Below are 17,936 nucleotides of genomic sequence, written 5' to 3'. Positions count from 1 at the left end.
GCTTGTCCCCATATAACCCTATGTCGATCAATCGCTTCACACTCCAATTAGATGAAATCAGGGCAGCTTATGCCGCAGAACCCAACCCTAGCCTAGAGGTTCGCCTTGAGCGCATTGGCCGAATAGAGCAAATGATTGCTGCCAATGAAGAAAAGATCTGCAGAGTATTGGCTGCGGATTTCGGCAATCGCCACCCTATTGAGAGCCGTCTACTTGAGTTTCAGATGATTTATCAGGCCTGCAAACATGTTCGCAAGCACCTCAAAGAGTGGCTGAAACCTCAGCTAGTAGCAACACCTGGATTTTTAGGATCATCTCAAGCTTGGACTCAAATGCAATCCATGGGAGTCGTGGGCATTATGAGTCCTTGGAATTACCCAGTACAGCTTGCACTTGTTCCAGCCATTGCTGCCTTTGCGGCAGGTAATCGCGTTTGGCTTAAGCCCTCAGAAAGAAGTTCACGTACCTCTGGATTCTTGGCAACATTGATTCAAGAATATTTTCACCCGAGTGAATTTTGCGTTAGCGTAGGCGGCACTGAAGTCGCAGAATCTTTTGCGGCACTGCCGTTTGATCACCTCTTTTTTACCGGCTCCGCAGAAGTGGGCAAGAAGGTGATGCGCGCAGCTGCAGATCACCTGACGTCAATCACATTAGAGCTTGGCGGTAAATCACCGGCGATTGTTGACTCTTCAGCCAATCTTAAAGATGCTGCTGCTAGCATTGCTTACGGCAAGCTAGTCAATAGTGGCCAGACTTGTATTGCGCCTGACTACGTTGTGATTCACGCGAGTGATTGCGAAGTGTTTGTTCAAGAGTTACAGAATGCAGCCCAAAAACAATTCTCTGATCCAGCAGAGTTAACTAACGCCATTGATGAGCATCAACTAGCACGTTGGCATCATCTTGTTCAAGATGCCGTGGATCGTGGCGCACAAGTCATCCCACTCATTTCCTGTGCTGATAATGTTGAGTTGCCATTCACTCCGGTAGCTCTCCTCAACGTTTCTGAGGATGCCCTCGTCATGCAAGAAGAGGTATTTGGCCCCATTCTGCCAATCGTGACAATGCACGATATCGACTCCACTATTCGCCATATCAATGATCGTCCAAAGCCATTAGCCTTATATTGGTTTGGCAAAAATAAAGGCGTCATGAAGCGGATTCTCAGTGAGACTCGCTCTGGCGGCGTAACGATCAATGACACTCTGTTGCATGCGGCTGTGGAAGATCTCCCATTTGGCGGCATCGGCGCAAGCGGTATGGGCGCCTATCACGGCAAAGCCGGTTTTGAGGCATTTAGTCATCGCAAATCTGTTTTAGAGGTGCGCGGCTTCTTTGGTCTTCATTTTTTACGCGGCACTCAATTAGCCAGGCCACCCTACGGTAATGGTGTTGAGCGCCTATTGCGCTGGCTGCGTTAAGAGCCTTAGTTGCAATTAATTCGGGATAACCCTTGTAATTAGACTCCCTAGATGCCATAATAGGAAGCTTTTTAAAGCAACTTGATTCATCGCCCCCCAGCTATATTTCAGCGTATCGTTTAGAAGTCATAAACACCGAATTTACAAAAACGCGCTGCCGCCTGTCTGATGGTCGATGCCTTTGACCATCACACTCAATAAAAAACAGAGAGTGTATACACGGAGACATCCCATTAACGGGATGTGTAATAGCATGACTTTTTCTAAAGAAACCAATCCTACTGGAACAGAATTCCAGAATTTCGCCCTCGCGGCGCCACTCCTTAAAAACGTTGCTGAACTGGGTTATACCCAAGCTACTGAAGTGCAAGCTCAGGTTATTCCTGCTGCTCTTGCTGGTGGTGACCTATTGGTCAGCAGCCAAACTGGTAGCGGTAAAACCGCAGCCTTCTTATTGCCTTTGATTAATCAACTCATCGAAGACAATCCAAACGGTTCACCTGTACCAGGCCGCGCACAGCCTAAAGTACTAGTGCTCTGCCCTACTCGTGAATTAGCTCAACAAGTTGCCGCTGATGCAGTGAACTTAGTTCGCGGCTTGAAAGGCATTCGCATTGCAACCGTCATGGGTGGCATGCCTTACGGCAAGCAAATCCAAGCGATTAAAGGTGCAATGTTAGTTGTTGCAACTCCTGGTCGTTTACTCGATCTGACCGACAGCAAAGCAATTCGCTTAGATGACGTGAAGCAACTGGTTATTGACGAGGCTGATCGTATGCTCGACATGGGATTTGCCGATGACCTCGAGGCAATTGACAAGCGTTGCGCTAGTCGTACCCAAACTTTGATGTTCTCTGCAACTTTTGCGCCAAAGATTATGTCTTTAGCAAATGAGTTAACTAACAACGCTAAGCGTATTGAGCTTGCTCATGCTGGCGAGAAGCACGCAAACATTGAACAGAAGCTGCACTGGGCTGACAGCATGTCACACAAACATAAATTGCTCGAGCACATTTTGGCTGATGCCTCTTTGGATCAAGCAGTAGTGTTTGCAAGCACCCAAATTGAAAGTGAAAAAATTGCTGACACCCTACGTGCTAACGGCTACGAAGCTAGCGCCCTACACGGTGCTATGCCTCAAGCAGTACGTATGCGTCGTCTTGAGTCACTGCGTAAAGGTCACACCAAGATTTTGGTTGCGACTGACGTAGCAGCTCGCGGTATTGATGTGCCACGTATTAGCCACGTCATTAACTTTGGCTTGCCAATGAAGCCAGAAGACTACACGCACCGCATCGGTCGTACAGGTCGCGCTGGTCGCAATGGCGTTGCTATCACCTTGGTTGAACATCGTGATCGTGCCAAGATTCGTAATATTGAACGCTTTACACAGCAAGACATCGTTGCTTCAGTTATCGCTGGCCTCGAGCCACAAGCCAAGCCTAGCTTTGGTGGTGGCGGTGGCGGTGGCGGTCGCCCAGGCGGCGGTCGTTCTGGTGGTGGTTTCGGCGGTGGTAATCGCTCAGGCGGTGGTGGCGGTGGTCGTTATGGATCTGGCGCACGTTCAGAGTCTCGCTCTGGCGGCGGCGGTGGTGGTAATCGCTCAGGCAATCATTTCGAATCTCGCTCTAGCGATTCACGTCCTGCTGGTGACTCCCGTCCATCTGGTGATTCACGCCCTGCTGGTGCTAATCGTTTTGCTGATTCACGCCCTGCTCGTTCTGGGGACTCCCGTCCTGCAGGTGGTAATCGCTCTGGGGACTCACGTCCGTCCGCTGGTCCACGTTTTGGTAAACCCAAAACTGGCGGTCAACGCAGAAGCTTTAGCGGTAACTAAAAATGGTTCACCGCCGTCGCCTCCGTTCTGCATGGAATCGAGTCGATTCCGGTGAATTGCATCAAGCGCCACGCCAGTGGCAGCCTTGGCTTAGCGATACCGGTTCTTTAACCCAAAAAATTGAACGTGCAATCGGGCAAAAACTAGAAGTAGTAGTTTTGCGTGATTGCCGCCAAAACCTCAATAGCGACGAGAGTCGCTATTTTCATTTCAAGATCAAGCGTTGTCGCATCAGAGAAGTGCTGCTTTGCGCTAATGGTGTTCCACTGGTAATGGCACATAGCATCATCCCCAGTGCCAGCTCGAGCGGCAGTAATCATGAGGTTCTGCGCTTAGGAAAGAAACCGTTAGGTGCAGTGCTGTTTGCCAAAACACGCATGCGCTCCCACAAGAAACCGCCCCGAGAGATTGCTCGCCTTGATAAACAAAGCGCTCTGTGGAAAAAATGTTTTCAGCAATATTCAGGCTTGCCACCAGTCAACTGGGCAAGAAGAACGCTATATCAACTAAAAGGACGTCCACTCTTAGTGAGTGAAGTTTTTCTACCAGCCCTTCTCAACTATCCTACTAATTAAATAGCGAGCCAAGCTTGAGATGCGGCAATCAAAGCCTCATCTCCGGGTTCACAAGTAAGGACCTCACCAAAACCAATTTGCTCAGCCGCCTCGGCAATATTGTGATGCGGACAAATAGCTGTAGCGAGATCAAGTGGCAGTTTTGCCTGACCTAAATATCGCACTGCCTCCGATGAGGTTAGAAGCCAAAGTGATTTAGCAAACTCCATCTCATGAATTTCGCTCCAGGCCGAACTGTTCATATCTAAGGGAACTCGGGCATAGACTGAAAATGCTTCAACTTGCGCGCCAGCATTTTTTAAAGTGTCGGCCAGCCAATCGCGCCCGCCCTCACCTTTAAAGATGATGACTTTTTTAGTGGGCCAATGCCAGTGCAGATTCTGTAATTCAGCCCACAAGCCCTCAGAGTCCCACTGCGTATTATTCTGAGGAAGAATGACTTTTGCGGGGTTACCCTCAAGACCAATGCCATGATTTTTGAGAGCTGCCATGCTACTACCACCCATAACTCCTATTGGCACAGGCGTATTCGATAACTCTTGCCAGGAGCACTCCAATAAACGCATCGTACATTCAATAGCATTCGGACTAACGAAGATGGCTAAGTCTGCAGTCTGAAGCGCATCCGTAATTTGCTTCACCAAAAAATCATCACCCTTTGGGGCAATAGTCAGCAAGGGTAAAGAAATGATTTTGGGAATAGATTCAGGGGTGAAGCCACTATTACGCAAACTCACATGGAGTGCTTCAGACAACTGACGAGCCTGTCCACTGGGGCGGGTAATGACAATGGTCTTATTGCTCATCCGCAGCTTGTCTAATGGACTCTTGCTTATAAATTCTTATTTAGGCAGGCCATTAGGCAATAAACGCTCAGCACCTTGAGTAATCAGATCTTGCGCTACTGATAGACCTAGAGCCTCTGCATCATCAAGACTCTTTACGGTACCTTGAGCGCTAGCTAGGCAACTCGCAGTGCCATCTACGCTAGCAACAAAGGAGCGGATATTCATATGATCTTGATCCCAGGTAGCATATGCGGCCAAAGGTACTTCACAGGAACCGCCTAATTGACGCGACACCATGCGTTCAGCAGTCACTGCATAGAGGGTTGGCAAATCATTGAGCGGCGCAAGCCACTCTTTAATTCTGGGATGCTTGATCAGGGTTTCGATACCAAGAGCACCTTGTCCAGCAGCTGGCGTATAGGGGTCAATGGGTAGTAAAGCCCGAATACGACTTCCTAAACCCAAGCGCTTGAGACCTGCAGCGGCCAGAATAATTGCTTGGTACTCGCCGCGATCGAGCTTGCCCATACGGGTATCTAAATTGCCACGCAAAGGCTGGATCACCAAATGCGGAAATCTGGATCTGATAACGGACTCTCGTCGCAAACTAGAAGTGCCCACTACCGCACCTTTTGGTAAATCCTCCAGGCTGGCATAGTCATTAGAGACAAATGCATCATGGGCATCTTCCCGCACCATTACACATGACAGATCAAAACCCTCTGGCATGACCATAGGGACATCTTTCAGAGAATGCACCGCCAAATCTGCCCGACCATCTTCTAGGGCAGTTTCGAGCTCTTTTACAAATAAGCCCTTACCACCCACTTTAGAGAGGGCTTTATCCAGTATTTGATCTCCCCGAGTAGTCATACCCAGGATCTGTACATCACATGCCGGATAGAGCTTTTTAAGGCAATCCCGGAGGTGTTCAGCTTGCCACATAGCGAGGCGGCTCTCACGGGAGGCGATTACTAGGCGCTCAGGAGTGCCAGGGTTGGAGGCTGTAGGGCTAGAAATAGGGGTTTGGGACATAGCATTTAAAATAAATAAAGATTTACATCAATATACTGCGTTTATGAGCTCATCAAAAAATTCCCTTTCCAACAAAGCCCAAGCCTGGTCGGCCCGGTTTAACGAACCTGTTGACGAACTAGTTCAACGTTATACCGCCTCCATTGGATTTGATCAACGATTTGCCTTAGTGGATATTGCTGGATCTTTAGCTCACGCTGAAATGCTAGCCACTCAGAAGATTATTGGCGCCCAAGATTTGGCGGATATTCAAAAGGGTATGGCCCAGATCAAAGGCGAAATCGAAGCCGGTGAATTTAACTGGCAACTCGCGTTGGAAGATGTACATCTGAATATCGAGGCTCGCCTGACTGAGTTAGTTGGCGATGCTGGAAAGCGTCTACATACCGGTCGTTCGCGTAATGACCAGGTGGCTACTGATTTGCGCCTGTGGTTGCGTGGCAGCGTTGATGAAATCGCAGCCACTCTCAAAACCCTGCGTATTGCCTTGCTTAATCTTGCTGAGACTCATGCTGCGACGATCATGCCTGGCCATACGCATTTACAAGTAGCTCAGCCCATTACTTTTGGTCATCACTTAATGGCCTATTACGAAATGTTTAGTCGTGATGCGAGCCGCTTGGCTGATCTGCGCACCCGCTTTAATCGCTTACCGCTCGGTGCAGCTGCTTTAGCCGGAACAACTTATCCCATCGATCGCGAGCAGGTTGCCAAGATTTTAGGTTTTGATGGCATCTGCAATAACTCGCTTGATGCGGTATCTGATCGTGACTTTGCGATTGAGTTCTGCGCCTTTGCATCTATCTTGATGATGCACGTGTCCCGCTTATCTGAAGAGCTGGTACTGTGGCTGAGTCCACGCTTTGGCTTTATTGATTTGCCAGATCGCTTCTGCACCGGTAGCTCGATCATGCCGCAGAAAAAGAATCCGGATGTACCGGAATTAGCGCGTGGCAAAACTGGTCGCGTCTACGGTGATTTAATTTCTTTATTAACTTTAATGAAGAGCCAGCCATTGGCCTACAACAAGGATAACCAAGAAGATAAAGAGCCTTTGTTTGATGCGGTGGATACCGTACAAGATACCTTGCGCATCTTTGCTGATATGGTTCCCCATATTCAGGTGAAAGCCGATGTGATGAAGGCTGCTGCCGAAGAAGGCTTTGCAACCGCCACTGACTTAGCTGATTACCTAGTTAAAAAAGGTTTGGCTTTCCGCGATGCCCATGAAGCAGTAGCGCATGCAGTGAAAGCCTGTGTCGGCCGCAACTGCATGCTCACTGATTTATCACTCCCTGAATTGCGTTTTGCTTGTGGCTTAGACAATCGTCCTGAGCTCATGGGTGATGATGTCTTTGCTTTACTGACCGTGGATGGCTCCGTGAATTCTCGTCAGCATGCTGGCGGTACCGCCCCAGCCCAAGTACTTGCTGCAATTAAACGGGGTCATGCAGATCTCTAAACTGCATGGGCTTTTGGGGAACGCTCTCAACCGGAATTGACCGCTTAAATCAATTCCTGGGCAAGGCAGCTGGCATCATGATCTTGCTGTCTTGCGTAGTGTCAGCCGCCAATGCTGTACTACGTTACACCTTAGACATGAGTAATAACTGGCCACTAGAATTACAGTGGTATTTATTCGCTGCTGCCGTCATGCTAGGAGCTGCATACACTCTCAAGCGTAATGAACATGTTCGAGTTGATTTAATTTACTCACAGCTTTCTGATCGCGGACGTCTTTATGTAGACCTCTTTGGATTGATTGTCTTTCTATTGCCCGCTTGCTTATTATTTGCCTGGCTATCTTGGACTACTTTGTTTTACCCGTCCTGGTTAGTTTCTGAACATTCGCTCAATGCAGGTGGTTTATCACGCTACCCCATTAAGTTTGTTGTGCCATTTGGTTTCTTCTTGCTGAGCCTTCAGGGGCTATCAGAAATCATTAAACGCATTGGCGCCCTCCAAGGTAAAGCAACATTACCCGCCGCTGATCTCCATTATGAAAAGCCCATGCAATGATTCCATTGGAATGGATGCCACCGCTGATGTTTGGCGGGCTCATAGTGTTTATGTTGATCGGCTTTCCGGTGGCTTTTTCTTTGATGGCTGCGGGATTATTTTTTGCTGGGATTGCGATTGCTGAGAATTTCTTTGGCATGCCGTTTTTGCAAGCTATCCCCCAGCGTATCTTTGGCAGTGTTCTTGCTAATGACCTACTTCTAGCAATCCCCTTCTTCACCTTCATGGGTGCTATCTTGGAGCGCTGCGGTCTTGCAGAAGAAATGCTGGACTCCATGGGTCAGCTCTTTGGACGCATTCGGGGTGGGCTTGGCTACTCAGTGATTATTGTGGGATTTATTCTGGGGGCAATTACTGGCACTGTAGCCGCCCAGGTTATCGCTATGGCGATGATTTCCCTACCGGTAATGATGCGTTATGGCTACAACATGCGCTACGCTACAGGCGTTTTAGCGGCTTCTGGGACGATTACCCAACTAGTGCCACCCTCCTTAGTCCTAATTGTGTTGGCTGACCAGTTAAAAACTCAAAGTGGTAGCGCCGATGTGGGCAGTATGTATCTGGGCGCCTGGGGTCCTTCGCTACTGCAAATTGGTCTTTTTGCGCTCTACACCTTTTTCCTTTCTCGCTTCAGACCTGATTACCTTCCAGCCGCCCCAGCAAATGAGTTCACTCTCAAAGGCTGGGCGCTCTGGAAAAAATGCCTATTAGGAATTATTCCCTCGGCGGTGCTAATTTTCTTGGTATTGGGAACCATCATGACTGGCATCGCAACCCCAACCGAGTCTGGTGCTATGGGAGCGATGGGCGCACTGCTTTTAGCTTGGATGCGCAGGGCCAGCATTCTCAATCTCAAGGGCTTGATGCAGCAAGCCTATCAAACCACCATGCGGATTACTGCCATGGTGGTATTTATCTTGATTGGTTCAACTTGCTTCTCAGTTGTCTTCCAGGGTGTTGATGGCGGCCACTGGGTAGAGGCATTATTTTCAGATCTGCCAGGAGGTTGGATTGGATTCTTGGTTGCTGTAAATCTGTTTGTTTTCTTCTTGGCATTCTTCTTAGACTTCTTTGAAATTGCTTTCATCGTTGTACCGCTACTTGCACCAGTCGCAGTCAAACTACTTGCACCAGTATTACTAGCCTCCATGAATGGCAACCCCCAAGCAGCAGCCAGTGCCGCATTGGTGTGGTTTGGTGTCATGCTGTGCGTGAATATGCAAACTTCATTCATGCATCCCCCATTTGGGTTTGCACTGTTCTATCTGCGTGGCGTTGCACCTAAGGAAGTCAAAAGTAGCGATATCTACTGGGGTGCATTACCCTGGGTTGTTCTGCAACTCATCATGGTTGTTGTAGTGGCGGCATTCCCAGCATTGGTCACTACCTTACTGGATAAGCCTGCAACAGTTGTGCAGAGTCAGGATTTTAATTTCACGGAAAGTGAAGAAGTTAAGCCAAACTCATTGCCAAGCAAGGTGGATGAAGATGCGCCGGTGATCTTTCAGTTAGATAAGCCAATCAAATAGCAAGTGAAGTGCTTGTCTTATTGGCTAGCCTTTGTAATATTGAGCTAAAGACTTATTCAGGTGTTTTGCGTTAGCCGATGATCTTAGTAAATGTAATGTATCCATCATGCCGTTGTATACAGCCTCCGACATAAGAACTGCAGCCTCACAACACTCACAAGAAATAATGGCCATATCACGATCGCTCACTACTTGATCGATCACCTTATCAAGCTGGTTTACGGCGTCAGAAAATTGAATTACTCGCATACAAGCTCCAAGTTAGACTGAGCATCGTAAAGCCATTGCTAAATGAAGTTAGATTTAAGTAAAAAAATACCCTGCAAAAGCAGGGCATTAAGAGGGATTACTTACTTAAACTAGATTACAGAGTGATATCTGGCTCTTGTCTTACGCAATCAACGTAGTACTCACTACTGCCATTGACGTCACCCTTTACCAATCCATGAATATCAGTCTCAAAGCCTGGGAATTGGGCATTGAAATCACGGGCAAAGTAGAGATAATCAATGATGCGTCTATTGAAGCGCTCACCCGGAATCAAGAGTGGGATACCTGGAGGATATGGCGTTACCAACATGGCAGTAATGCGATCTTCGAGTTGATCTAAAGGAACGCGATCCACTTTTTTGTGCGCCATCTTCGCCCAGGCTTCTGAAGGCATCATCGCAGGCACCATATCGGATGTGTACATCTCTGTAGTCATGCGGGCTACATTACGACCTTTGTAGAACTCATGGATCTGCTGGCAAATATCTTTTAGGCCAACGCGCTCATAGCGGGGGTGTTTAGCAACAAACTCTGGCAATACTTTCCACAAGGGGGCGTTCTTATCAAAGTGATCTTTAAATTGCTGCAACTCAGTTACCAAAGTATTCCAACGACCCTTGGTGATACCGATGGTGAACATGATGAAGAAAGAGTACAAACCGCACTTCTCTACGATCACGCCGTGCTCAGCTAAGTACTTAGTCACAATACTTGCCGGGATACCCATAGAGCCAAAGTTACCTTCGACATCTAAACCAGGCGTCACTACGGTTGCCTTGATAGGGTCAAGCATATTGAAATCTTTGGCAACATCACCAAAATCATGCCAGCTAGCATTGGGCTCCAGAATCCAATCTGAACGCTCACCAATACCTTCTTCGGCCAAATGATCTGGGCCCCAAACCTTGAACCACCAGTCTGCACCAAACTTATCATCTACTTCACGCATGGCGCGACGGAAGTCCATTGCCTCAGCGATAGATTCTTCAACGAGCGTAGTTCCGCCAGGAGACTCCATCATGGCAGCAGACACATCGCAAGAGGCAATGATGGCGTACTGGGGGCTAGTAGAGGTATGCATCAAATAAGCTTCATTGAAGCAGTCGCGATCAAGCTTCGTATCTTCTGCGTCCTGTACCAATACCTGTGAAGCTTGTGAGAGACCGGCCAGCAACTTATGGGTCGACTGGGTGGCAAACATCAAACTCTTCTTAGTACGCTTGCGATCGTTACCGATAGCATGCATGTCTTTGTAGAAAGGATGGAATGCAGCATGCGGCAACCAAGCTTCATCGAAATGCAATGAATCGACTTTACCATCGAGCATGTCTTTAATCATCTCGACGTTGTAGACGATGCCGTCATAAGTGCTTTGCGTGAGCGTCATGACACGTGGCACGACGTTCTTATCCTTAATGAAAGGGTTGGCATCAATTTTCTTCTTGATGTTTTTCCACTCAAACTCCTCTTTAGGAATCGGGCCAATAATGCCGAGGTGATTACGCGTTGGCATCAAGAAGATCGGAATTGCGCCCATCATTGTGATTGAGTGAATCACAGACTTGTGGCAGTTGCGGTCTACCAGCACCACATCACCAGGAGCAACGGTAGAGTGCCAAACAATTTTGTTTGATGTGGATGTGCCATTGGTTACAAAGAACAAATGGTCCGCGTTAAAGATACGCGCAGCATTGCGCTCGCTTTGCAATACGGGTCCGGTGTGATCTAACAACTGACCTAATTCTTCTACTGCGTTGCAGACGTCAGCGCGCAGCATATTCTCACCAAAGAATTGATGGAACATGCGCCCTACCGGGCTCTTCAAGAAAGCCACGCCACCAGAGTGCCCAGGGCAATGCCAAGAGTAAGAACCTTCAGAGGCGTAATTGGTTAAGGCACGGAAGAATGGGGGCGCTAATGAATCCAGATAGACCTTGGCTTCACGAATAATGTGGCGCGCCACAAACTCAGGCGTATCTTCATTCATATGAATAAAGCCATGCAACTCGCGCAAAATGTCGTTCGGCATATGGCGTGACGTACGGGTCTCACCATACAAAAAGATAGGGATATCTTCATTGCGTTTACGAACTTCAGTAATAAAAGCGCGCAAATTATTTAATGCAGGTAAGTCATGGTCTTCAGAATCAGAGACGAACTCCTCATCATCAATCGACACAATAAAGCTAGAGGCGCGGGAGGCCTGCTGGGCAAAGGATGTCAGGTCACCATAGCTAGTTAAGCCAATCACCTCCATGCCCTCGTTTTCAATCGCTTCCGCTAAGTCGCGAATACCCGAACCTGAAATATTTTCAGAGCGAAAGTCCTCATCAATAATGATGATTGGAAAACGAAATTTCATGTGCACCCTTTAAAGTCGCCAATGTGGCGATTAAGCAGATTAAGCAGATTAAGTCTTCGGCAGAGTAACGCCGACTTGGCCTTGATACTTACCACCACGATCTTTGTACGATGTGCCACATACTTCATCGCTTTCAAAGAACAGAACTTGTGCGCATCCTTCGCCGGCATAAATCTTTGCAGGCAATGGGGTCGTATTAGAAAATTCGAGTGTGACGTAACCTTCCCACTCAGGCTCGAATGGAGTAACGTTCACGATAATTCCGCAACGTGCATAAGTGCTCTTACCAACGCAAACCGTTAATACGCTACGTGGAATCTTGAAGTACTCAACAGTTCTTGCCAAGGCAAATGAGTTCGGAGGAATAATACAAACCGGACCCTTGAAATCGACAAACGATTGTTCATCGAAATTCTTGGGATCAACGATAGTGCTATTGATGTTCGTGAAAATCTTGAACTCATCAGCACAACGAATGTCATAGCCGTAGCTTGAAGTGCCATAGCTCACAATTTTGTGCCCGGCGGCATCTTGGCGGACCTGCCCAGGTTCAAATGGGCTGATCATGCCTTGCTCGCCCATGCGGCGGATCCAGTGGTCAGATTTAATAGTCATGGCCGAATTGTAAAACCATCACGGGCCAGATGCCCACGAAATTAAGAGGCGGCAGGTGGAGAGGTAAAAATTACCCTCTCTGGAGCATTAAAGATCTCAAAATGCTTCCCAGAACAACGGGATAGCAGTGTGAGATTGGTTTTGCGAGCCAGCTCTAAGCCCATTAAGGTCATACCAGAGCGAGTCATGAGGAAAGGAATGCCCATCTGGGCGCCCTTAATGACCATCTCGGAGGTGAGGCGTCCAGTAGTAAAGAAGATGAGGTCTTTGCCTGGCTTGTCTGCCAGCCACATCAGCCCAGAGATGGAGTCAACGGCATTGTGACGCCCAACATCCTCAATAAAGTGGAGTAGGCGAACCTTGTCATTACCATCCCGCTCAAATACAGCACAAGCATGAACTGAGCCAGATTTTTTATAGATGGTGTCATGAACTCGAATGCTGTCAACTAGATCAACGATGGCCTCTTGGGTTAATTGAGGGCCATCCGGTAATCTGATCTCTGCCATCTCCTCAATCAATCCACCAAACATGGTGCCTTGGCCACAGCCGGTAGTTACAACGCGCTTGCTGGTAAGGGCATCGATATCTACCGTGCTGCGATGAGTTTTGACTGCCGCTGAATCGGTTTCCCAATCCACCTGAATGCTCGCAATATCGTCTGGCGACTCCACCAGGCGTTGATTACGCAAATAACCCAGAACTAAGGCCTCAGGGGCGCTCCCTAAGGTCATCAGGGTGACCACTTCCCGCTTGTCTAAATAAATGGTGAGGGGCCGCTCCCCAGGGATGTGGGTGGTCTTGATGCGCCCTGCCTCATCCATGACCTGCACCTCGTGAACCATGGGCACGGAAGCATGAGACATCTGAATGTTGTGGGGCAAAGCCATAAAACGCCTCTTGAATAGGTTCAAATCGGTGTCAACTTTAACCGCAGACTAAAATTGGTGCTGAAATAAAGCCCCAAGCCCCATAATCTGGTATTCCCATTTGTTGAAACTTTTTCTATTTAAGTCCGCATGAGTAGCCCCAAACGTCGCCTGCTAGTTACCTCCGCCTTACCTTACGCCAATGGCCAGATTCATATTGGACATTTAGTGGAGTATGTCCAGACAGATATTTGGGTTCGCTTCCAGAGAATGCGTGGTCACGAAGTGCACTATGTTGGCGCTGATGACACCCACGGTACTCCGATTATGTTGCGTGCCGAAAAAGAGGGCCTCACCCCGAAAGAACTCATTGCGAATGTTTGGAAAGAGCACAAGCGCGACTTTGATGATTTCTTAATCTCGTTTGATAACTACTACACCACTGATAGCCCTGAGAATGAAAAGCTGTCTCAAAGTATCTATCTCAAGTTACGTGATGCCGGCTTAATTGAAATGCGCTCGATTGAGCAAGCATATGATCCCGTTAAAGAAATGTTCTTGCCAGATCGCTTTATCAAAGGCGAGTGCCCTAAGTGTGGCGCCAAAGATCAGTACGGCGACTCTTGCGAAAAGTGTGGAGCAACCTACTCCCCAACTGATTTGAAAAACCCGTTCTCAGTAGTGAGCGGTGCAACACCAATTAAAAAAGTTTCCGATCATTACTTCTTTAAGTTATCCGATCCCCGCTGCGAAACCTTTTTACGTGACTGGACCCAGGTCAGAACCCCGCTGCAACCTGAAGCTCGCAACAAAATGAAGGAATGGGTTGGACAGCCCGGAGAAAGCAAGCTAGGTGACTGGGATATCTCCCGTGATGCTCCCTACTTTGGCTTTGAGATTCCGGATGCACCAGGTAAATATTTCTATGTGTGGCTTGATGCGCCGATCGGTTACTACGCCAGCTTCCTCAATTACTGCCAGGCTAAAGGCATGAACTTTGAGGAATGGGTCAGGCCAGATACCACTACCGAGCAGTACCACTTCATCGGTAAAGATATTCTCTATTTCCACACACTCTTTTGGCCAGCAACTCTGCACTTTGCAGGCTACCGCACACCAACCAATGTGTTTGCTCATGGCTTCCTCACCGTCGATGGTGAGAAGATGAGTAAGTCACGTGGCACTTTAATTTCTGCACATAGCGTCATTGAATCCGGATTTAATCCTGAGTGGTTCCGTTATTACTTTGCAACCAAGCTCAATGACAGCATGGAAGATTTGGATTTAAATCTGCAAGACTTTGTTGCACGCGTGAATAGCGATCTACTAGGTAAGTACATCAATATTGCCAGTCGCAGTGCTGGTTTCTTGGTGAAGCGTTTTGGTGGCGTAGTTTCTGATACAGCGATGAATACTCCACTTCTCAACGAGATTACATCTGCCAGCGAAAAAATTGCTGAGTTCTATGAAGCTCGTGAATATGCCAAGGCATTGCGCACCATCATGGAACTAGCTGACAAGGTCAATGCCTTTGTTGATGAAAACAAGCCTTGGGAAATCGCCAAAGATCCTGAGCGCGAGTCTGTCTTACAAGGAATTTGCAGCGTCACCTTAGAGGCATTCCGTTTATTGAGTCTTTATCTCAAGCCAGTACTACCCCAAGTCACGGCTGGGGTTGAGGACTTCCTCTCTGTGCCAGCCATGACCTGGAATGACGTTAAAACACCTCTCTCCAGCCAAAATCCAATTAAAGCCTACAAACATCTCATGACGCGCGTTGAAGCGCCTCAAATCGAAGCTTTGTTGGCAGCAAATCTCTAAAAATAGGGTCAGAAGAGCGAATTTCTGGGAATTAGCCAAAAAGTCGGCAGGCTTGTAGGAAAAATCGTTAATAATGATGGCCTAAGCAATCCATTGCTTCGCAGTAATTTTTCGTAAGTTATTGAATTAAATAAGAATTTTAGGAAATATGATGGCTAGGTATACATCCGAATTCACCCAGTTCTTAAATGAGCTCAAATCTGAGCAACCAGAGCTCGAAGCTGGCCAGCAAGCTGGTCGTGCACTCCTTTGGGATAAAGAGCCTTTGACTATTGAAGATCAACGTCGCGCTCAGGCGGCCAAATTAAAACAACGCGCTTACGTGTATTCGAATGACTAACTCCAGCAATGCCTTGGGACCAGAACCAAGCGTTCAAACCGAGCTGCTCGATAGCACTCCATCGGTTACTGATGGGATGTCTTCGGCATTTGCCAAGCTGTATGGTGAGCCGCTATTTAAACTCCCAACAGATCTCTATATTCCACCTGATGCTTTAGAAGTTTTTCTAGAAGCATTTGAAGGTCCGCTCGATCTTCTGCTTTACCTGATTCGCAAACAGAATTTCAATGTGCTTGATATTCCAATGGCGCAGGTGACTCAACAGTACCTGAGCTATATCGATCAGATCCGCCATCACAACCTAGAGCTGGCTGCTGAATACTTATTGATGGCAGCGATGTTGATCGAGATTAAATCTCGCATGCTATTGCCAATGAAGAAGGCTGATAGTGATGAAGAGGTTGAAGATCCTCGCGCAGAATTAGTTCGTCGCCTCTTAGAATACGAGCGCATGAAACTGGCTGCTCAAGAGCTTGACCAAATTCCACAACAAGGGCGTGATTTCCAAATCGCCCATGGTTACGTTGACACCACCGTTGCAGTGACTTGGCCTGAGGTTAATCAAAACGACCTGCAGATGGCCTGGCGTGATGTGCTACACCGCGCAAAACTAAATCAACACCATACGATTACCCGCGAAGAATTGTCTGTCCGTGATTTCATGACACGCATCTTGCGTCGCTTACAAAACACACGTTTTGTCGAGTTTGGCGAGTTGTTTGAAGAAGCCATCAAATCCGGCAAAGGCATTCCGGTAGTCATCGTGAACTTTATTGCAATGCTTGAGCTCTCACGCGAGGCTTTGGTGGAGATTACCCAAGCAGAGCCATACGCTCCAATCTACGTTCGCCTTGCCTATACCCCTGTTGCATGAAAATTATTAGCGATATACAAGAGTTGCGCGACCACTTGCGCGGACAAAATCGTGCCTCCTTTGTGCCAACCATGGGCAATCTCCATGAAGGCCACTTATCACTGATGCGTCTTGCTAGGCAACATGGTGATCCAGTAGTCGCCAGCATCTTTGTTAATCGCCTACAGTTTGGTCCGAATGAAGACTTTGATAGCTACCCACGCACCATGCAGGCAGATATTGATAAGCTTGAAAAAGAAGGTGTTTATATTTTGTTTGCGCCCACTGAGCGCGACCTATATCCACAGCCTCAGGAATACCGCGTAGATCCGCCACAGCAACTAGGAGACATTCTTGAGGGTGAATTCCGCCCCGGCTTCTTTAAGGGGGTTTGCACTGTTGTACTCAAGCTGCTATCTTGCGTACAACCCAAAGTAGCAGTCTTTGGAAAAAAAGATTACCAGCAACTGATGATTATTCGTCAGATGGCAAAACAGTTTGCTCTACCGGTTGACATCATCCCAGGAGAGACGATTCGCGCCGAAGATGGACTTGCCCTCTCCTCTCGTAATGGTTACCTCTCCGCTGGAGAGCGTGCAGAAGCCCCTGAATTACAAAAAGTCTTGAGAGGGGTTCGAGAGCAAGTACTACAACTCAATGCACGTAACATCAATGCATTGTCGGAAATTGAAAAAGCTGCAGTCATGCAGTTAGCTGGTCGCGGTTGGAATCCAGACTACATTGCCATACGCCAACAAAGCGATTTAGCGCCCGCCTCAAATGAGAGTCTACAAGCTGGCGAGCCGCTAGTAATTCTGACGGCTGCCAAACTGGGTAAAACACGTCTGATTGATAACTTAGAAATTTAACTCAAAAAGAAGAGTTTAATTTCTTATCCTCTCAATTGAGAGCGCCCTCTTATCGACAATGAGGACTTGTTCGCTTGGGCATATTAGTACATTGCGATAGCGGAAAGGTACGTATTCATATGGACCAGCACTTGCAACCTTCCATCTACTACCGTCATACAAAGTGAAGATATCTCCTGGATTGCCGTAAAAGGCGATGGGTTCTTTGATAGCTGATTTGTAACAAAGAACGCTATCTTCTTTTGAGGGTTGGGCAAGAGCTAACGCAGACATCGATAGCAATCCCAATAAAATCCATGCTCTACATAAAAAAATCATTTCTTATGGGCTGAAATCAGCATTACTGAGCAATCATTTAGCCAAGAGATCCCCAGCTTGGTTGGCAGTATATATTTGCGCCGGCCATCTTCTTTGCAAAGCTCAGTCTTAATCAGTTTTGAGTCAATTAATAACTTTGTAATTGAATGTAGGGTTGCTTGGGAAGCAATCTCCTTCATCAATATGAGATCCAAGACTGAGAGGGTTACACCTTCCATGTGGGCATTTATGACTGCCTCCAACACCTTGACCTGCTTGTATTCTGTCAACTTATAACGCTTGTTGATCTTCTCGAAGGAATTAGAAAAATTCAGGTATTTAAGGCATTGTTCGGACATTCTTAAAAGGTATTCTCCTTGGGGAGTATTCACCAAGAGGAATCGAAAATAACTTTTATATTTAAAACATGCAA

The 17,936-nt window shown here is 47.5% G+C and carries 18 protein-coding genes; 10 read left to right on the top strand and 8 right to left on the bottom strand.

The features are described from left to right. Window positions 1-20: 20 nt before the first annotated feature. The 3 genes from C2747_RS02545 to C2747_RS02535 all read left to right on the top strand — a co-directional run bounded on the left by C2747_RS02545 (window position 21) and on the right by C2747_RS02535 (window position 3,836). On the top strand, window positions 21-1,424 hold the full coding sequence (locus tag C2747_RS02545; RefSeq protein WP_251374804.1) for a coniferyl aldehyde dehydrogenase: 1,404 nt from the start codon (window positions 21-23) through the stop codon (window positions 1,422-1,424). Window positions 1,425-1,677: 253 nt separating this feature from the next. Beyond that, window positions 1,678-3,261, top strand: a complete 1,584-nt coding sequence (locus C2747_RS02540) for a DEAD/DEAH box helicase (RefSeq protein WP_215332156.1) — start codon at window positions 1,678-1,680, stop codon at window positions 3,259-3,261. 2 nt (window positions 3,262-3,263) lie between these two features. Beyond that, window positions 3,264-3,836, top strand: a complete 573-nt coding sequence (locus C2747_RS02535) for a chorismate--pyruvate lyase family protein (RefSeq protein WP_215332154.1) — start codon at window positions 3,264-3,266, stop codon at window positions 3,834-3,836. Here the strand turns inward: C2747_RS02535 and C2747_RS02530 are convergent. Together C2747_RS02530 and hemC are read right to left on the bottom strand one after the other, a co-directional pair. Beyond that, window positions 3,833-4,642, bottom strand: coding sequence for a uroporphyrinogen-III synthase (locus tag C2747_RS02530; protein WP_215332152.1), 810 nt, complete (start codon window positions 4,640-4,642; stop codon window positions 3,833-3,835). The genes C2747_RS02535 and C2747_RS02530 overlap by 4 nt on opposite strands. 36 nt (window positions 4,643-4,678) lie before the next feature. Further along, entirely contained in the window at window positions 4,679-5,659 is a 981-nt protein-coding gene (gene hemC / locus C2747_RS02525; RefSeq protein WP_215332150.1) for a hydroxymethylbilane synthase, read from the bottom strand. 43 nt (window positions 5,660-5,702) lie between these two features. On the opposite strand from hemC, the gene argH reads away from it, so the two are divergent. Genes argH through C2747_RS02510 form a run of 3 tightly spaced genes read left to right on the top strand, consistent with a single transcriptional unit; the run spans window position 5,703 to window position 9,207 of the window. Beyond that, on the top strand, window positions 5,703-7,121 hold the full coding sequence (gene argH, locus C2747_RS02520; RefSeq protein ID WP_215332148.1) for an argininosuccinate lyase: 1,419 nt from the start codon (window positions 5,703-5,705) through the stop codon (window positions 7,119-7,121). Window positions 7,122-7,126: 5 nt separating this feature from the next. After that, entirely contained in the window at window positions 7,127-7,678 is a 552-nt protein-coding gene (locus C2747_RS02515) for a TRAP transporter small permease subunit (RefSeq protein WP_215332146.1), read from the top strand. Further along, a complete protein-coding gene (locus tag C2747_RS02510; protein ID WP_215332144.1) occupies window positions 7,675-9,207 on the top strand; it encodes a TRAP transporter large permease in 1,533 nt (510 codons plus the stop codon). The genes C2747_RS02515 and C2747_RS02510 overlap by 4 nt, the downstream gene beginning before the upstream one ends. A 24-nt stretch (window positions 9,208-9,231) precedes the next feature. On the opposite strand, the gene C2747_RS02505 is transcribed toward C2747_RS02510, so the two are convergent. The 4 genes from C2747_RS02505 to C2747_RS02490 form a co-directional block, all read right to left on the bottom strand. Next, complete coding sequence (locus tag C2747_RS02505; protein WP_215332142.1) at window positions 9,232-9,456, bottom strand: type II toxin-antitoxin system Phd/YefM family antitoxin; 225 nt, start codon at window positions 9,454-9,456, stop codon at window positions 9,232-9,234. A 115-nt stretch (window positions 9,457-9,571) separates the two neighbouring features. Then, window positions 9,572-11,839: an arginine/lysine/ornithine decarboxylase gene (locus C2747_RS02500; protein WP_215332140.1), complete on the bottom strand. Its 2,268-nt coding sequence runs from the start codon at window positions 11,837-11,839 to the stop codon at window positions 9,572-9,574. Between the two features lie 48 nt (window positions 11,840-11,887). Next, on the bottom strand, window positions 11,888-12,454 hold the full coding sequence (gene dcd, locus C2747_RS02495) for a dCTP deaminase (protein ID WP_215309538.1): 567 nt from the start codon (window positions 12,452-12,454) through the stop codon (window positions 11,888-11,890). A gap of 41 nt (window positions 12,455-12,495) precedes the next feature. Further along, window positions 12,496-13,338, bottom strand: a complete 843-nt coding sequence (locus tag C2747_RS02490; protein ID WP_215333044.1) for a formate dehydrogenase accessory sulfurtransferase FdhD — start codon at window positions 13,336-13,338, stop codon at window positions 12,496-12,498. Window positions 13,339-13,473: 135 nt separating this feature from the next. Between C2747_RS02490 and metG the strand changes: the two genes are divergently transcribed. The 4 genes from metG (at window position 13,474) to panC (ending at window position 17,206) form a co-directional block, all read left to right on the top strand. Then, the gene (gene metG, locus C2747_RS02485) at window positions 13,474-15,144 is read left to right on the top strand and encodes a methionine--tRNA ligase (protein WP_215332138.1); all 1,671 of its coding nucleotides are present in this window, start codon (window positions 13,474-13,476) and stop codon (window positions 15,142-15,144) included. 151 nt (window positions 15,145-15,295) lie between these two features. Then, window positions 15,296-15,484, top strand: a complete 189-nt coding sequence (locus C2747_RS02480) for a DUF3460 family protein (RefSeq protein WP_215332136.1) — start codon at window positions 15,296-15,298, stop codon at window positions 15,482-15,484. Continuing rightward, window positions 15,477-16,358, top strand: coding sequence for a segregation and condensation protein A (locus C2747_RS02475; RefSeq protein WP_215332134.1), 882 nt, complete (start codon window positions 15,477-15,479; stop codon window positions 16,356-16,358). The genes C2747_RS02480 and C2747_RS02475 overlap by 8 nt, the downstream gene beginning before the upstream one ends. Further along, window positions 16,355-17,206, top strand: coding sequence for a pantoate--beta-alanine ligase (gene panC / locus C2747_RS02470; RefSeq protein ID WP_215332132.1), 852 nt, complete (start codon window positions 16,355-16,357; stop codon window positions 17,204-17,206). The genes C2747_RS02475 and panC overlap by 4 nt, the downstream gene beginning before the upstream one ends. Window positions 17,207-17,221: 15 nt before the next feature. Here the strand turns inward: panC and C2747_RS02465 are convergent, their stop codons facing one another. Both C2747_RS02465 and C2747_RS02460 read right to left on the bottom strand, forming a co-directional pair. Then, a complete protein-coding gene (locus C2747_RS02465; RefSeq protein WP_215332130.1) occupies window positions 17,222-17,524 on the bottom strand; it encodes a hypothetical protein in 303 nt (100 codons plus the stop codon). Continuing rightward, window positions 17,521-17,862: a hypothetical protein gene (locus tag C2747_RS02460; RefSeq protein WP_215332128.1), complete on the bottom strand. Its 342-nt coding sequence runs from the start codon at window positions 17,860-17,862 to the stop codon at window positions 17,521-17,523. The genes C2747_RS02465 and C2747_RS02460 overlap by 4 nt, the downstream gene beginning before the upstream one ends. Window positions 17,863-17,936 lie beyond the last annotated feature (74 nt).

The organism is Polynucleobacter corsicus, from assembly GCF_018688255.1.
Lineage (GTDB): Bacteria > Pseudomonadota > Gammaproteobacteria > Burkholderiales > Burkholderiaceae > Polynucleobacter > Polynucleobacter corsicus.
Note: the sequence above shows the minus strand (reverse complement) of the source record. Positions and strands in the feature narration are given on the sequence as shown.

Excerpts from the sequence above, each read along its gene's own strand:
- C2747_RS02515 (WP_215332146.1), top strand. The coding sequence starts at position 7,127 with ATGGGCTTTTGGGGAACGCTCTCAACCGGAATTGACCGCTTAAATCAA.
- C2747_RS02480 (WP_215332136.1), top strand. The coding sequence starts at position 15,296 with ATGGCTAGGTATACATCCGAATTCACCCAGTTCTTAAATGAGCTCAAA.
- C2747_RS02540 (WP_215332156.1), top strand. The coding sequence starts at position 1,678 with ATGACTTTTTCTAAAGAAACCAATCCTACTGGAACAGAATTCCAGAAT.
- C2747_RS02530 (WP_215332152.1), bottom strand. The coding sequence starts at position 4,642 with ATGAGCAATAAGACCATTGTCATTACCCGCCCCAGTGGACAGGCTCGT.
- panC (WP_215332132.1), top strand. The coding sequence starts at position 16,355 with ATGAAAATTATTAGCGATATACAAGAGTTGCGCGACCACTTGCGCGGA.
- argH (WP_215332148.1), top strand. The coding sequence starts at position 5,703 with ATGAGCTCATCAAAAAATTCCCTTTCCAACAAAGCCCAAGCCTGGTCG.
- metG (WP_215332138.1), top strand. The coding sequence starts at position 13,474 with ATGAGTAGCCCCAAACGTCGCCTGCTAGTTACCTCCGCCTTACCTTAC.
- C2747_RS02545 (WP_251374804.1), top strand. The coding sequence starts at position 21 with ATGTCGATCAATCGCTTCACACTCCAATTAGATGAAATCAGGGCAGCT.
- C2747_RS02535 (WP_215332154.1), top strand. The coding sequence starts at position 3,264 with ATGGTTCACCGCCGTCGCCTCCGTTCTGCATGGAATCGAGTCGATTCC.
- hemC (WP_215332150.1), bottom strand. The coding sequence starts at position 5,659 with ATGTCCCAAACCCCTATTTCTAGCCCTACAGCCTCCAACCCTGGCACT.
- dcd (WP_215309538.1), bottom strand. The coding sequence starts at position 12,454 with ATGACTATTAAATCTGACCACTGGATCCGCCGCATGGGCGAGCAAGGC.
- C2747_RS02500 (WP_215332140.1), bottom strand. The coding sequence starts at position 11,839 with ATGAAATTTCGTTTTCCAATCATCATTATTGATGAGGACTTTCGCTCT.
- C2747_RS02510 (WP_215332144.1), top strand. The coding sequence starts at position 7,675 with ATGATTCCATTGGAATGGATGCCACCGCTGATGTTTGGCGGGCTCATA.
- C2747_RS02505 (WP_215332142.1), bottom strand. The coding sequence starts at position 9,456 with ATGCGAGTAATTCAATTTTCTGACGCCGTAAACCAGCTTGATAAGGTG.
- C2747_RS02475 (WP_215332134.1), top strand. The coding sequence starts at position 15,477 with ATGACTAACTCCAGCAATGCCTTGGGACCAGAACCAAGCGTTCAAACC.
- C2747_RS02460 (WP_215332128.1), bottom strand. The coding sequence starts at position 17,862 with ATGTCCGAACAATGCCTTAAATACCTGAATTTTTCTAATTCCTTCGAG.
- C2747_RS02465 (WP_215332130.1), bottom strand. The coding sequence starts at position 17,524 with ATGATTTTTTTATGTAGAGCATGGATTTTATTGGGATTGCTATCGATG.